The sequence below is a fragment of the Actinobaculum sp. oral taxon 183 str. F0552 genome (assembly GCF_000466165.1).
Lineage (GTDB): Bacteria > Actinomycetota > Actinomycetes > Actinomycetales > Actinomycetaceae > Peptidiphaga.
Window position 1 is genome coordinate 1 of sequence record NZ_KE951437.1, and the last position, 13,917, is coordinate 13,917.

A 13,917-nucleotide genomic window follows, 5' to 3' on the forward strand; every position below is an offset into this window, starting at 1 on the left:
CCCCGCCTCCCTCGCCCGCCCGCCCGCACCGCTCAACGACGCAGCCGCTGCGCAGGCCGCCGCCTGGGGCCGCGTGGACGAGGAGGGAAACGTCTGGGTTCGCTCGGGCGACGGCGAACGGATAGTCGGGCAGTACGCCGCAGGCGGTTCCAAGAAAGACGCCCTGGCGATCTACGTTCGCCGCTACCTCGACCTCCGAGCGCAACTCAATCTCATCGCCACCCGCATCGAGACGGTGAGCCCGGACGAATCCGCTTCCGCTCTGAAGACCCTCGAAAAACAACTCGTCGAGCCCTCCGCGGTCGGAGACATCGAGGCCCTGCGGACGCGAGCCGCCGGCCTCCACGCGCGGATCGACGAACGCCGCGCCGAATACCAGGCCAAACGCCAGCAGATCAGGGCGGCCGCGCTGGCCGAGAAGGAGGCGATCGTCGCCCGCGCCGAAGAGATCGCCGACTCCGTGGACACGCCGATCAACTGGCGTGACACGCGCGCCGAACTCATGGATCTGCTCGAACGGTGGCGGCAGGCGCAGAAGTCCGGCCCCCGAATCGACAAGCCGACGAGCGACGCCCTGTGGAAGCGCCTGTCGCACGCCAGGAAGGTCTTCGAAGACGCCCGCCGCGCCTACTTCCACAGGCTCGACGCGCAGCGCAGCCAGGTCGTCGCCGCCAAGGAGCGGCTCATCGCCCGCGCCGAGGAGATCGCGCATTCGACGGACTGGCGGGAGACGAGCAACGAGATGCGCCGGATCATGGACGAGTGGAAGGCCGCAGGGCGCGCATCCAAGAAGGACGACGACAGACTGTGGGAGCGGTTCATGGCCGCCCGCGAAGTGTTCTTCTCCGCGCGCTCGGCCCACCACAGCGCCGTCGACCAGGAATTCGCAGCCAACCTGCAGGCCAAGCTCGGCCTCCTGGAGGAGGCCGAGGCCCTCCTGCCGGTCGACGACGTCGACGCCGCCCGAGCGGCGTACCGGGACATCGCGGACCGCTGGGAGGACATCGGAATGGTTCCCCGCTCCGACTATCGGCGAGTCGAGGGGCGCCTGCGGGAGATCGAGGACGAGATACGCCGGGCGGAGGCCGAGCAGTGGCGCCGCACCGATCCGCAGAAGAAGCAGCGGTCCAGCGGCATGGCCGCCCAGCTGGAGGCCCTGATCGCCGAGCTGGACGTCGAGATAGCGGAAGCCGAAGCCGCCGGCGACGCCGAGAAGATCAAGGAGCTGAGAGAGGCGCGCACCGCCCGCGAAGCCTGGCTCGCCCAGGTCACCAGCGATCTCTGATCCCCTCCAGACGTCGATCGACGTGCCCCCGCGGCCGGCGCCAGACAGCGCCGGCCGCGCTTCTCGTGTATACACGTATGCATGTACACGTGGCGCAACTCGACTCTCGCACACGAAGACCAGACGCTCGTCCGCGACGGCCTGGCCGTCGAGTACGCGCCCGGAAAGGTGTGCCCGCGAGACCTCTCGTCGACGCCGGGGCTGCGGGCATGGCTCGTCTGCCCTCTCCTCCCCCGCGGCGCCGTCCCGGCGACGCTCACGGCCTTCTGGATCCACACCGGCCTCTGGCCGTCGGGCAGGGTGATGCGGCTGTGCGCCGCCCACCCGACCCACTCACGGCCGCCCGTCGTCCACCGGGCGGAGCTTCCCGGAGAATTCGCGGTGCGCATGGGCGGCCACGCCGTCCCCAGCCCGGCGAGGACGGCCTACGACCTCCTAGCCATCGAAAGGCCGGACACCGCGATCGAGTGCGTTCTCGGACTCCTGCACTCGTGCCTGGGCATCGAAGAGCTGCGCGACCAGTGCGAGCTGGAAGGCAGGCGGAGGAACGCTCCCTTCGTGCGCCGATGCGTGGACGGCCTGGCCGACTACGTGGAGCGAACCGCCTTCCGCGAAACCGGACGGCCCGTCGGCTCGGCAGGCTCGCGGGCCGACGACGCCCGCCGCCCCTGACCGCGCGGGCCGCGGGCTAGGCGTCGATCCGGCGCTCGCTGCCCTTCTTGGACCCAGTCACCCGATAGGCGTCGAAGACCCCCTCCACCTTGCGCAGCTCGCGCAGGAGCCTGTCGAGATAGTCGGGGTCGGCCATTTCGAAGACGAAGCTCGCCTTGGCGACGCGCTCCTTGGTCGTCATCATGTTCCCCTGGAGGAGGTTGACTCCGTGCTCCGAGAGGACCCGCGACAGGTCGGTGAGCAGTCCGTGGCGGTCGAGCGCCTCGATCTGGACGTGGACGAGGAACACGGCATCCGACCCCTCCGCCCACGCGATCGGGATGAAGCGCTCCGGCTCGCGCTTGAGGGAGGAGACGTTCGGACAGTCCGCCCGGTGGACCGACAGGCCGTTGCCCCGCGTGACGAACCCGACGATCGCGTCGGGAGGCACGGGAGTGCAACATTTCGCGAGTTTGACGAGGACGTCGCCGGAGTCCATGGACTGGACGACGACGGCGGCATCGCCGCTGGGCGCGGGCCTGTGGGCGATGCGCGTGGGCGTGACCGCCTCGGACAGCGTCTCCTCGACCCCGGCCTCGCCGCCCTGGGAGAGGATGAGGTGGCGGACGACGGTCTCCGCGGAGACCGCGCCCTCGCCGATCGCCGCATACAGGTCCGTGACGTCGTTGCGGTTCAGGTCCTGGGCGATGCCCTTGAGAGTGTCGTGGCTCATGAGGCGCTGAACGGGCTGGTTCTTGCGCCGGATCGCCTTGGCGAGCTTGTCCTTGCCCGACTCGACGGACTCTTCGCGTCGCGAATGCTTGAACCACGCCTTGATCTTCGTACGGGCGCGCGGGGAGGCCACGAAGTCCAGCCACCCCGGGGACGGCCCGGACTCGGGATTCTTCGCCGTGATGATCTCGACCGTGTCACCGGACTCCAAGCGGTGGTCGAGGGTGACGAGCCTGTCGTTGACGCGGGCGCCGACGGTGCGATGCCCGACTTCGGTGTGGACGGCGTAGGCGAAGTCCACGGGAGTCGATCCCATGGGCAGCTGAAGAACCTCGCCCTTGGGCGTGAAGACGTAGACCTGGTTGCCCGAGATCTCGTAGCGGAGGGAGTCGAGGAACTCGGTCGGGTCGGCGGTGTCCCGCTGCCAGTCGACGAGTTGGCGAAGCCAGTTGAGCTGGGTCTCCTCCGCGGAGGCCTCGGCGACCCGTCCCTTGGCCGCCCCCGCGTTCTCCTTGTACCGCCAGTGGGCGGCCACCCCGTACTCCGCGCGCCGGTGCATCTCGTACGTGCGGATCTGGATCTCCAGGGAACGCCCCCCGGGGCCGATCACGGTGGTGTGGATCGACTGGTAGAAGTTGAACTTCGGCGTGGAGATGTAGTCCTTGATCCGCCCCTGGATCGGGGTGAAGACCGTGTTCGCGATGCCCAAGGCGGCGTAGCAGTCCGGGATGGTCTCGACCAGGACTCGCACCCCGACCAGATCGTAGATGTCCTCGAAGTCCTTCCCCCGCAGGATCATCTTCTGGTAGATCGAATAGAAGTGCTTGGGCCGCCCGGTGATCGTGCATTTGATGCGGGCCGTCTTCAACTCGCGTTCCAGGAGCTCCTTGATCTCCAGGATGTAGGCCTCGCGTTCGGGAGTGCGGTCGGCGACGAGGTGCTCGATCTCGGCGTAGACGGCGGGATAGAGGATCTTGAAGGAGCGGTCCTCCAACTCCCACTTGATCGAGTTCATGCCCAGGCGGTGAGCCAGGGGTGCGTAGATCTCCAGGGTCTCGCGGGCCTTCCGCCTGGCCCCCTCGGCCGAGACGTACTTCCAGGTCCGGGCGTTGTGGAGTCGGTCGGCCAGCTTGATGAGGAGGACCCGGATGTCCTTCGACATCGCGATGACCATCTTCCTGACGGTCTCGGCGGCGGCCGCCTCGCCGTACTCCACTTTGTCGAGCTTGGTCACGCCGTCGACGAGCGTGGCCACCGTCGAACCGAACTCGCGGGACAGATCCCCGAGGGTGTAGTCGGTGTCCTCGACCGTGTCGTGGAGGAGCGCCCCGACGATCGTGTCCTCGTCCATGCCGAGCTCGGCCAGAATCGTCGCCACCGCGACGGGGTGGGTGATGTAGGGCTCGCCCGATTTGCGGACCTGCCCGGCATGGCATCCCTCGGCCACCCGGTAGGCGTGGATGATCCGGGACTTGTCGACGCTCTTCGTTCCCAGGGCGCGCATGAGCGGCTCCATCGCCCAGGGGATCTCCGGCCCCGGCCTGCCGGCGAGCCAGCTCAAACGCGACCTGACGCGAGGACTCGTTTCGCTCATGTCAAACCCTCCTCGACGACAATCATACGCGGCGCGCGCAAGCGGGCCGTGCGCTTAAGCGCACGGCCTCAATCGCAGACGGGCTCAGTAGGTGAGGACGGCGTCGACCCGGCGGCCCGCGAGCCGTTCGCGGCCGCCGAACCCCTCCAGCTCGATGAGGACGCACAGCTCGGTCGGCAGGCCCCCGGAGCGCTCGATGAGTTCGAAGGCCGCGCTCGCGGTCCCGCCTGTGGCCAGCACGTCGTCGATGACGAGCACCCGCTGGCCGTCGACGACGGTGAAGGGCTGGAGCTCCATCCTCGCCGACCCGTACTCCAGGTCGTAGTCGACGCCGACGACCGGACCGGGGAGTCTGCCGGCCTTGCGCACGGTCAGCATGCCGACGCCGAGGTCCACGGCGAGCGGCGCGGCGAGGATGAAACCCCTGGACTCCAAGCCCGCGACGGCGTCGATCGTCCCCCGATAGCGGTCGGCGATCGTATCGATGAGGACCTTGAAGGCGGCCGGATCGGCGATGAGCGGTGTGATGTCCCGGAACAGGACGCCGGGGGCGGGAAAGTCCTCGACTTCGCGCAGGTGCGACTCGACGAGTGCGACGGCGTCCCGGGGGAACGCGGATTCTTGGCTCACTTCTTATTCCTGTTCTTGCGCTTCGGCTGAGCCAGGGAGCCCAGGTGACGGCCCGGTTCCCGGATGACTCCGCCGATGGCGGCCAGATCGTCCGAATCGTCCTCGTCCGGGTCGCCTCCGGCCGCTATCCGGGCGTCCCGACGGGCCTGGCGCTCCTTGCGCGCCTCCTCGACTCGCCTGGTGTGCTCGCGGACCTTGGGATCGAATTCTGCGAGCTGAACGGCGATCGGCGAGGCGACGAACATGGACGAGAGAGTCGACAGGATCAGGCCGACGAACATGACGAGGGACAGGTCCCTCAGGGTCCCGGCCCCCAAGAGGGTGGTGCCGATGAAGAGGATCGAGGCGACCGGGAGGATGCTCGTGATCGACGTGTTGAGCGACCGGATGAGCGTCTGGTTGACCGCCAGGTTCACCGAGTCGGCGAAGGTGTAGGCGGTCTGGGACAGAAGCCTCTGGGAGTTCTCGCGCACCTTGTCGAAAACCACGACGGTGTCGTAGAGGGAGTACCCGAGGATCGTCAGCAGGCCGGTGACGGTCGACGGCGTGACCTCGAAGCCGAACACCGCGTAGACGCCGACGGTGATGACGAGGTCGTTGAAGAGGGCGATGATGGCCCCCGCGGCGTTGCGCCAGCTCCTGAAGTACAGGGTGAGGCCTATCGCCACCGCGACGAGGAAGACGACGAAGCCTTGGAGCGCCTTCGAGGAGATGTCCTGCCCCCACAGGGGCCCGACGTACGTCGCCGCCACCTGGTTGACCGGAACGCCGTAGGCCCGGGCGAAGTCCTCGCGTATCGACTGGGTCTTGGCGCTGCCCAGATCCGAGGCGGTCGTCTGGGCCCGGATCGTCGAGCCGCCGACCCGGACGACCCTGGCCGCGTCGTCGCCGGCCTTCTCCCTGAGGATCTTCGCCGCGGCCGCCTGGCTCGTGTCCTTCGTTCCCGACACCGTGAACTGGGAGCCGCCGGTGAATTCGATGCCGCGGTTGAGCCCGCGGGTCGCGAGCGTGAGGATCGACAGGGCGACGAGGGCCAGCGCGATGGCGAACCAGACCTTCCTCTTCTGAATGAAGGGGAAGGACCGGCGCCCCGTGTACAGGTCGTTTCCGAGTGCGCCCTTAGCCATCAGAGTTCCTCCTCTCTCCTAGCAGACGAGCCGCCGTCCGCATGCCGGGCGTCGCCGTTGCGCGCCATCTTGCGCGCCAAGGCCTTCCGCTCGGCCAGGGACAGCCCCGAGCTCTGCGCCTCCTCGCCCTCGTCCGCGCCGTCCCCTCCGCTCGGCGCGTCGGAGGCGCGAGAGGCGCGGGAAGAGCGGGAGTCGGCCAACCTGCGGCCGCGTCCGCGGTACCGGGGCTCGTGTCCCAGCATCTCGGCGCTCATGCCCGAGAACCTGTGGCCCTCGCCGAAGAACTTCCTGCGGACCAGGAGGGCCATGACCGGATAGGTGAACATGATGACGACGACGAGGTCGAGGATGGTCGTCAGCCCGAGCGTGAAGGCGAAGCCCCGCACCGAGCCGACGGCCAGGAAGTACAGGACGACCGCGCACAGGAGGTTGCACCCGTCGGCGACGTAGATCGTCCGCTTGGCGCGGTGCCACCCGTGCCAGACGGCCGAGCGCAGCGACCGGCCCTCACGGATCTCGTCGCGTATTCGCTCGAAGAAGACGATGAAGGAATCCGCGGTGATGCCGATGGAGATGATGAATCCGACGACCCCGGCCATGGACAGGCGGTATCCGATGGTCCAGGACAGGAGGGAGACGATGAAATAGGAGAGCCCGGTCGCCAGGGCGACGGAGCCGATCGCCACGACCCCCAGGCCCTGGTACGTCCACAGCAGGTACAGAGCCAGGAGGACGACGCCGATCGCCCCGGCCATCAGGCCCGCCCTGAGCGACTCGGAGCCGAGCGTGGCGGAGATCTGCTCCTCGGACTGCACATTGAACTGGAGGGGCAGCGATCCGAAGCTCAGCTGGTTGGCGAGGGTCTTGGACGTCTTGGCGTTGATTCCGCCGCCTGTGATCTCCGCGCTGCCGTTGGAGATGCGCGAAGACGGCGCGGCCGCCGAGATGACGTTGCCGTCCAGGACGATCGCGAACTGGTTCCTGGGCGACTGGAGGCGGACGAGACGCTGGGTGACGGCGTCGAAGGTTTTCGTCCCGGAGGAGTTGAAGCGTATGGACACCGCGTACTGGCCGCGCTGGTTGATCCCCGAGGACGCCTGGGTGAGCTGGGTCCCCTCGATCTCCGCCGGGCCGAGGATGTACTTAGCCTTGGTCGTCGGATCGCAGGCCACGAGCGCCTTCTTGGGGTCGGTGGCCCTGCCGACCGAGGCGCTCTCCTTCTTAGAGCAGTCGAGCATGTAGGCGTCGTAGTTCGTCTTCTCGGTGATCCACCCCGGATCGGAGGCGTTGGCCGGCGTACCGTTCTTGGACGCGTTCCCCGAGGCCTTGGGGGTGTCGGAGATCTTCCCGTCCCCGTCGGCGTCGGCGTATTTGGCGGCCTGCGCCTTGAGCTCCTGGGGGCTGTAAGTGGCCGGAGCCTTCGCGGACGGCGAGGAGGCCGAGGGCGAAGGGGAGGGCGAGGCTGCGCCGGAGGACTGGGATTGAGAGGCCTTCGCCCGGGCCGCCTCGATCTGCGAGACGATGGAGGGCGTGAGAGGGGTGTTGAAGCCGCTGACCTGCAGAACCGGCCGCATGCGCAGGACGGCGGAGGTCTTGACGAGGTTGCGGGTCTCCTCGGACGGATTGCCCGGCAGCCCCACGACGATGTTGCGCCCTCCTTGCGAGTTGATCTCCGCCTCGGCGACGCCGGAGGCGTCCACACGCTGGCGGATGATCTGGATGGCCTGGTTGACGTCCGACCGGCTGATGTCCGATCCGTCGGTCGTGACCGGGGTGAGGATGATCTGAGTCCCTCCCTGCAGGTCCAGGGCGAACTCGGGAGCCCACCGGGACTTGCCGCCCCGCGAGCCGACGGCCAGCGTGGCCAGCAGTGCGGCGATGAGGACGAGGAGGAGGATGAGGCGGCGTTTGGGAAGAGCGGTGCCGCCGGAGCGATTGCTACGCGATGCCATGCGTGTTCGATTCCGTGTCGGTGAGAGTGTGGCTGACGTGCGGCGGGTCACTTCGAGGGGGCCGGGGAAGCCTCGCGATCCTCGCCTGACTGCGGATCGCCTTCGCCATCCTCGGCGCCGGAAGCCTCCGGGCGGAGATCGTCGGCGTCGGCCAGGGGCTCCTGTCCGCCGTCCTCGTCCGGTTCGGATTCGTCGGCGTCCTCGGCGAGCGGGAGCTCGGCGAGCCTGGCGATGGCCTGGCGATTCCACACGGTCTCGTCGCCGGCCGGGCTCTGCAGGGTGATGGCGTCGCCGTCGATGTCGACGATCGTTCCGTAGAAGCCGGCCGTCGTCATGATGTTCGCGCCGACCTCGATGAGGGACTCGCGCTGGGCGGCCATCTTGGCGCGGGCCCTCCGGCCCGAATAGCCCATCCAGACGAGCATCAGGACCATCAGCCCCAGGAAGACCAGCGTGGTCGCGTTTTTGGGCACAGAGACTCCTCAGATTGTGCGGACACGTACCGCACCAGTGTACTCACGATGCGCGCCGGACGGAAAGCGGACTCCTCCGCACCGCGGCAGCCGCGCCTGCGCCCGAGCCGCGGAGTCCCGGGCGCGGTTCGGGCGCAGGCGCCGTCGGAGCCCGCATGCGCCGAAGCCGAGAGGCGCCCGGCGACGCCTCTCAGGTGAAGAGAGTGTCCCCGGAGGCCGGAGCGGGGAGGTTCAGGTGCTCGAAGGCCAGGGGCGTCGCGGCCCGCCCCCTCGGGGTTCGCACGAGGAAGCCCTCCCGCACGAGGTAGGGCTCGACCACGGTCTCGACGGTCTCGGGCTCCTCCCCCACGGCGACCGCGAGAGTCGCCAGCCCCACGGGCCCGCCGCCGAAGCGCCGGCAGACGGCGTCCAGGACGGCCCGGTCGAGCCTGTCCAGGCCGCGCCCGTCCACCTCGAAGACGTCGAGCGCCGCACGGGCGGCACGCAGATCGAGCAGCCCCGTGCCCCTGACCTGGGCCCAGTCCTGCACGCGGCGCAGCAGTCTGTTGGCGATGCGCGGCGTCCCGCGCGACCGGGAGGCGATCTCCTCCGCGGCCTCGGAGTCGAGGTCGGCTCCGAGCTTGACGGCGTTCCTCGTGACGATCGTCGCCAGTTCGCCGTCCGAATAGTATTCGAGGTGGCCGGTGAAGCCGAAGCGGTCGCGCAGCGGCGCCGGGAGCAGACCCGCGCGAGTCGTCGCGCCCACGACGGTGAAGGGCGGGAGCGGCAGGGGGATCGACGTGGCGCCCGGCCCCTTGCCGACCATGACGTCGACCCGGAAGTCCTCCATGGCCAGGTAGAGCATTTCCTCGGCGGTGCGAGCCAGGCGGTGGATCTCGTCGATGAAGAGGACGTCGGACTCCTGGAGCGAGGAGAGGACGGCCGCCAGGTCGCCGGGATTCTGGATGGCGGGCCCGGAGGTCAGCCGCAGGGCTCCGCCGACCTCGTGGGCGATGATCATCGACAGCGTCGTCTTCCCCAGCCCCGGCGGCCCGGAGAGGAGGACGTGGTCGGGGGTCCGGCCCCGCCCGACCGCGGCCTGCAGCACGAGCGAGAGCTGCTCCCGCACGGTCCTCTGCCCCACGAATTCGCTGAGCTGGCTCGGGCGCAGGGCGGCTTCGGCGGCCCGCTCGGATTCCGAGGCCCCGGGGTCGACGACGTCGAAGTCTGCGGACACGGCTCACCTCCTGGCGCCCAGGACCCGCAGGCTCGCCCGCAACAGCTCGGGCAGGCCGGCCTCCGGCGAGTCCCCACCGGCCTCGGCCACGGCGGCGGCCGCGTCCCGTTCGCTCCACCCCAGGCCGACGAGGGCCTCGACGACGTCTCCCGAGACGGCCGCGGACTCCCCCGGATCCGCGCGCCCGCCGCGTTCGGGGCCGAGCTTGGCCCCCAGCTCCAGGACCAGGCGCTGCGCGCCCTTCTTGCCTATGCCGGGGACCCTCTGCAGGGCCGCGACGTCCCCGCAGGCGACGGCGCGGCGCAGGGCGTCGGGGGCGAGGGTCGCGAGCATCGCCAGCGCCAGCCGCGGGCCGACGCCGGACACCGACTGGAGGACCTCGAAGACCTCGCGTTCGTCGCGGTCGGCGAAGCCGAAGAGGGTCATCGAGTCTTCGCGCACGACGAGGGACGTGTGCAGCAGGACCTCGACGCCCTCGCGCAGCCCCGCCAGAGTCGACGGGGTCGCCTGCACGGCGTAGCCCACGCCGGACGCCTCGACGACGGCGGACGCCGGCCCCAGGGCCACGACCGTTCCCCGCACGGTGGCGATCATTCACCCTCCTCGAACGGTTGTTTGACGCTCCAAGCCTACACGCCCCGTCCCCCGCCGGGGGCGACGGCGCCGCGGCGCCGCGACATGCGCTCGGCGCCGGCCCACATCCTCTGGGCCGGCGTGAGGTCGCGTCCCGTGGCGCGCGGCAGGGTTCCGGCGCCTCCGTGCTGGGCGCGGTCCGGTTCGGCGCGCGGGCCGGACCTCCATGCGTGGGCGACGGCGACGGCGAGCGCGTCGGCGGCGTCGGCCGGGCGCGGAGGCTCGGCCAAGCCCAGGATGCGCTGGACCATCGTCTGGACCTGGCGCTTGCCGGCCCGGCCGTTGCCGGTGACCGCGGCCTTGACCTCCGAGGGTGTGAGCATGCCCAGGGGCAGGCCCGCGCGGGCGGCGGCGAGCATGACGACGCCGGCCACCTGGGCGGTCCCCGTCACCGATCGGACGTTGGACTGGGCGAAGACCCGCTCGACCGCGACCGCGTCCGGCCGGTGCTCGGCCATGACCGCCTCGAGCGCGTCGGCGATCATCAGCAGCCGCCTGTGCGGGGCCATGTCGGCCGGAGAGCGCGCCGTCTTCGCCTCCACGAGGCGCACCCGCCGTCCCGGACCGGCGTCGACGACGCCCATGCCGCAGCGGGTGAGCCCGGGGTCGACGCCGAGGATGCGCACGATCCCGCTCAGTCCTCGGCCTGGATCCGGGACAGGACGGCGTCGGGGATGTCGACGTTGGAGTAGACGTTCTGGACGTCGTCGCAGTCCTCCAGGGCGTCCAGGACTTTGAGGACCCTGCGCGCACCGTCGGCGTCGACTTCGACCTTCATGGAGGGGACGAACTGGACTTCGGCGGAGTCGTATTCGATGCCCGCCTCCTGGAGCGCCGTGCGCACGGCCACGACGTCCTTGGCGTCGGAGTAGACGGAGTAGGAGTCGCCGTCGTCCGCGACTTCGTCGGCGCCCGCGTCCAAGACCGCGGTGAGGATGCCGTCCTCGTCCACCCCCTCGGCCGCGGGCACCTCGACCACGCCCTTGCGCGCGAAGAGGTAGGCCACCGAGCCGGGGTCGGCGAGCTGCCCCCCGTTGCGGGTGAGGGCGACGCGCACCTCCGAGGCCGCGCGGTTGCGGTTGTCGGTCAGGCATTCTATGAGCACGGCCACGCCGCCGGAGGCGTAGCCCTCGTAGGTGACCGACTCGTAGGTGACCGCGTCGGCGCCGTCGCCCGATCCCCGCTTGACCGCGCGATCGATGTTGTCGGCCGGAACGGAATTCCGCTTGGCCTTCTGGATGGCGTCGTAGAGCGTCGGATTGCCTGCGGGATCGCCGCCTCCCGTGCGCGCGGCGACCTCGATGTTCTTGATGAGTCGGGCGAACAGCTTGCCGCGCTTGGCGTCGTTGGCCGCCTTCTTGTGCTTGGTCGTGGCCCACTTGGAGTGTCCTGACACGCTTGCTCCTCGTATTCGTCGGATGTACAACGGGCATTGTACCGGGTGCGGGGAACGCGGCCGGGGACGGCGTCGCGGCCCGGCGGCCGGTCCCGACGCCGGCTAGGCCTCGGCGACGTGCGGCGTCGTCCCGTCCCATCCACTCCACCACGACTCGGCCATGCCGGCGATGCCCACAGGGTAGAAGACCTCGCCCGCGGACTCGGCCCGCCGCACGTCCCGCGGCCACCACCAGGCGTATTCGTCGATGACCTCGCGTTCGATCGCGGTCAGGTCGTAGCCCGCGACGACGCTCGCCGCCTCCGAGCCGTCCAGCCTGAGGAGGAAGAAGCACTCGTGCTGCCTGCGGACCTCGCGGGCGAACCGGAAGGTGGCGTCCCGGACGAGCACCGGCCCCTCAAGCCTGGAGGGCGCCGGGCGCAGGCCGGTCTCTTCGAGCAGCTCCCGCAGGGCGCCCTCGCGCAGGCCCTCCCCGCCCACACCGCCGCCGACCGTGAACCACCAGCTGTGATCCGGATCGTCGACGTCGTGGCCGCGGATGAACAGGAGCCGACCGTCCGGGTCGAAGACGACGATTCGGGCCGCCTCGCGTTCCAGGACGCCGTCGGGCGCGGCGGTCCACTCCGCGTCGAGCTCGGCCATGGCCCGCGCTGCGGGGTCCGGCGCGGCGGCGCTCATCGCACTCCCCCGTACGGCCACTGCCCGGGGGGACCCGCGGGGTAGGGGCGGCTCCCGGGCGGAGCCGGGGGCGGCTTCTGGACTTCGGCGAAGACCCTGCGAAGCCTGGTGATCAGGTCGAGGTGCTCCATCTCCTGGCGCCTGGCCGCCGCCGTGTGGGCGGTGCGCCTGTCGACGTTGACGGAGCGGGAGTATCCGAGCTGGATGAGCTCCGTCTGGAACCTCTTCATGGCCCGACGCCCGTCGGCGGGCACGCCGCCCCGCTTCGCGACGGAGGCGGAGGCCCACGCCCGGCCCTGCCTCCTGTTCGACAGGCTCATGACCATGGCGATCTCGTTGCGGCTCACCCATCCCGCGGCCGCGTACTCGCCCAGCCCCCAGAGCGTGGCCCGCCGCTGCAACCGCGCCGTCGTGTAGATCAGCGCCCCCGCGCCGACGTACAGGGGAAGCTGGAGGAGTATCCGCTGGCCCGGCTCGCTGGCGAACCCCACGACGCTGGAGTAGTTGTGGAGGCCGTGGAGGAAGGCGGCCAGGACATAGCCGACGAAGCCGAAGACGACGGCGCACGCGTTCTGATTGCGCTGGGTGGCCGCCATGCCGACGAACAGCCCCGTGATAGCCGTCGCCAAGGGGTGGATGAACGGGGTGAGGACGGCCCTCATCAGGAAGATCCAGCCGACCGTGCTGCCCTTCGGGATCTCCTGCTGGGCGTACTCGTAGAAGTCCTCGACGATGGATGCCCTGCCGAAGTAGAGGATGTTCTCCGTGAAGGCGAAGCCCACTCCGGTGAGCAGGCCGAGGACGATGCCGTCGAGGGGGCCGTTGACGTATTTCTTCAGGACGAAGAAGACGAGGAGCACTCCCAGGCCCTTGGCGAGCTCCTCGACCACCCCGGCCCCCACGGCGATCTTGAGGACTTGGACGGTCTTCCCGTCCCACCCGAACTCCCGCTGCCATTGCGAGATCATCTCCGACCACCAGCGGTTCCCGAAGAACGCGATGAGGATCGAGACTCCCCCGCCCCATCCGAGGGCGATGACGTAGACGATGGCCGGCTCCGGCTCCCAACGGTCGATGGACCACACGATCAGGCCGATGACGAACGCCGGGACGAGGGCCAGGAGCGCCCCTTTCATGAGCTTCGGCGAATTCGGGTAGTCCAGGCTGCTGCGCCGGTTGGCGGAGTCGATTATCCTCTGGAGTCCGTCGCTGATGATCTCGATGGAGATGACGAAGGTGACCAGGCAGATGACGACGATGACGATGGACGCGGTGATGGGACCGGCCGACCACCTGCTGGGCATGATCCATCGCGGCGCCGCGTAGGAGCCGACCGCCTGGGGCGCGGCCTGAGGCTGCGTCCACTGCCGGTAGTCCTGCCTATTCGCGGCGAAGGGCCCCGGGGCCGGCGTCTGCTGCCAGGGGGACGGTTGACGGGGGGCCGGGGCGCCGGCGGCGTACGGTCCGGTCGGGGCCTGAGCCGCCCCGTAGCTCCCCGGCTGGGTCGACGGGGCGGGCGGGCCGGGGCGCCGTCCGCCCTGGGGAGGCGG

13 protein-coding genes are annotated in these 13,917 nt (G+C 69.8%); 2 read left to right on the forward strand and 11 right to left on the reverse strand.

What is annotated here, in order from left to right:
• Together HMPREF0043_RS06375 and HMPREF0043_RS06380 are read left to right on the forward strand one after the other, a co-directional pair.
• Nucleotides 1–1,285 (forward strand): DUF349 domain-containing protein (locus HMPREF0043_RS06375; RefSeq protein ID WP_021602148.1); only part of this gene is annotated, 1,285 nt, incomplete at its 5' end.
• A gap of 81 nt (nucleotides 1,286–1,366) precedes the next feature.
• The gene (locus HMPREF0043_RS06380) at nucleotides 1,367–1,957 is read left to right on the forward strand and encodes a hypothetical protein (protein ID WP_021602149.1); all 591 of its coding nucleotides are present in this window, start codon (nucleotides 1,367–1,369) and stop codon (nucleotides 1,955–1,957) included.
• Between the two features lie 16 nt (nucleotides 1,958–1,973).
• On the opposite strand, the gene HMPREF0043_RS06385 is transcribed toward HMPREF0043_RS06380, so the two are convergent.
• The 11 genes from HMPREF0043_RS06385 to HMPREF0043_RS06435 form a co-directional block, all read right to left on the reverse strand.
• Entirely contained in the window at nucleotides 1,974–4,262 is a 2,289-nt protein-coding gene (locus HMPREF0043_RS06385) for a RelA/SpoT family protein (RefSeq protein WP_021602150.1), read from the reverse strand.
• An 84-nt stretch (nucleotides 4,263–4,346) separates the two neighbouring features.
• Nucleotides 4,347–4,892: an adenine phosphoribosyltransferase gene (locus tag HMPREF0043_RS06390; RefSeq protein ID WP_021602151.1), complete on the reverse strand. Its 546-nt coding sequence runs from the start codon at nucleotides 4,890–4,892 to the stop codon at nucleotides 4,347–4,349.
• Entirely contained in the window at nucleotides 4,889–6,019 is a 1,131-nt protein-coding gene (gene secF, locus HMPREF0043_RS06395; protein WP_021602152.1) for a protein translocase subunit SecF, read from the reverse strand. Before secF ends, HMPREF0043_RS06390 begins: the two co-directional genes overlap by 4 nt.
• On the reverse strand, nucleotides 6,019–7,971 hold the full coding sequence (gene secD / locus HMPREF0043_RS06400; RefSeq protein ID WP_021602153.1) for a protein translocase subunit SecD: 1,953 nt from the start codon (nucleotides 7,969–7,971) through the stop codon (nucleotides 6,019–6,021). The genes secF and secD overlap by 1 nt, the downstream gene beginning before the upstream one ends.
• Before the next feature lie 47 nt (nucleotides 7,972–8,018).
• Nucleotides 8,019–8,444 carry a preprotein translocase subunit YajC gene (locus tag HMPREF0043_RS10240; RefSeq protein WP_021602154.1) on the reverse strand — a complete coding sequence of 142 codons (426 nt, stop codon included), beginning with the start codon at nucleotides 8,442–8,444 and terminating at the stop codon, nucleotides 8,019–8,021.
• A 190-nt stretch (nucleotides 8,445–8,634) separates the two neighbouring features.
• Nucleotides 8,635–9,660 carry a Holliday junction branch migration DNA helicase RuvB gene (gene ruvB, locus HMPREF0043_RS06410; protein ID WP_021602155.1) on the reverse strand — a complete coding sequence of 342 codons (1,026 nt, stop codon included), beginning with the start codon at nucleotides 9,658–9,660 and terminating at the stop codon, nucleotides 8,635–8,637.
• Between the two features lie 3 nt (nucleotides 9,661–9,663).
• A complete protein-coding gene (gene ruvA / locus HMPREF0043_RS06415; RefSeq protein ID WP_021602156.1) occupies nucleotides 9,664–10,254 on the reverse strand; it encodes a Holliday junction branch migration protein RuvA in 591 nt (196 codons plus the stop codon).
• A gap of 35 nt (nucleotides 10,255–10,289) precedes the next feature.
• Nucleotides 10,290–10,919 carry a crossover junction endodeoxyribonuclease RuvC gene (gene ruvC / locus HMPREF0043_RS06420; protein ID WP_021602157.1) on the reverse strand — a complete coding sequence of 210 codons (630 nt, stop codon included), beginning with the start codon at nucleotides 10,917–10,919 and terminating at the stop codon, nucleotides 10,290–10,292.
• A gap of 8 nt (nucleotides 10,920–10,927) precedes the next feature.
• Entirely contained in the window at nucleotides 10,928–11,689 is a 762-nt protein-coding gene (locus HMPREF0043_RS06425; RefSeq protein WP_021602158.1) for a YebC/PmpR family DNA-binding transcriptional regulator, read from the reverse strand.
• Nucleotides 11,690–11,791: 102 nt separating this feature from the next.
• Nucleotides 11,792–12,367, reverse strand: coding sequence for an NUDIX hydrolase (locus HMPREF0043_RS11490; RefSeq protein ID WP_021602159.1), 576 nt, complete (start codon nucleotides 12,365–12,367; stop codon nucleotides 11,792–11,794).
• A partial coding sequence (locus tag HMPREF0043_RS06435; protein ID WP_084432345.1) for a PrsW family intramembrane metalloprotease occupies nucleotides 12,364–13,917 on the reverse strand: 1,554 nt, incomplete at its 5' end. The genes HMPREF0043_RS06435 and HMPREF0043_RS11490, both read right to left, overlap by 4 nt.

Excerpts from the sequence above, each read along its gene's own strand:
- secD (WP_021602153.1), bottom strand. The coding sequence starts at position 7,971 with ATGGCATCGCGTAGCAATCGCTCCGGCGGCACCGCTCTTCCCAAACGC.
- secF (WP_021602152.1), bottom strand. The coding sequence starts at position 6,019 with ATGGCTAAGGGCGCACTCGGAAACGACCTGTACACGGGGCGCCGGTCC.
- ruvA (WP_021602156.1), bottom strand. The coding sequence starts at position 10,254 with ATGATCGCCACCGTGCGGGGAACGGTCGTGGCCCTGGGGCCGGCGTCC.
- HMPREF0043_RS11490 (WP_021602159.1), bottom strand. The coding sequence starts at position 12,367 with ATGAGCGCCGCCGCGCCGGACCCCGCAGCGCGGGCCATGGCCGAGCTC.
- HMPREF0043_RS06380 (WP_021602149.1), top strand. The coding sequence starts at position 1,367 with ATGTACACGTGGCGCAACTCGACTCTCGCACACGAAGACCAGACGCTC.
- HMPREF0043_RS06385 (WP_021602150.1), bottom strand. The coding sequence starts at position 4,262 with ATGAGCGAAACGAGTCCTCGCGTCAGGTCGCGTTTGAGCTGGCTCGCC.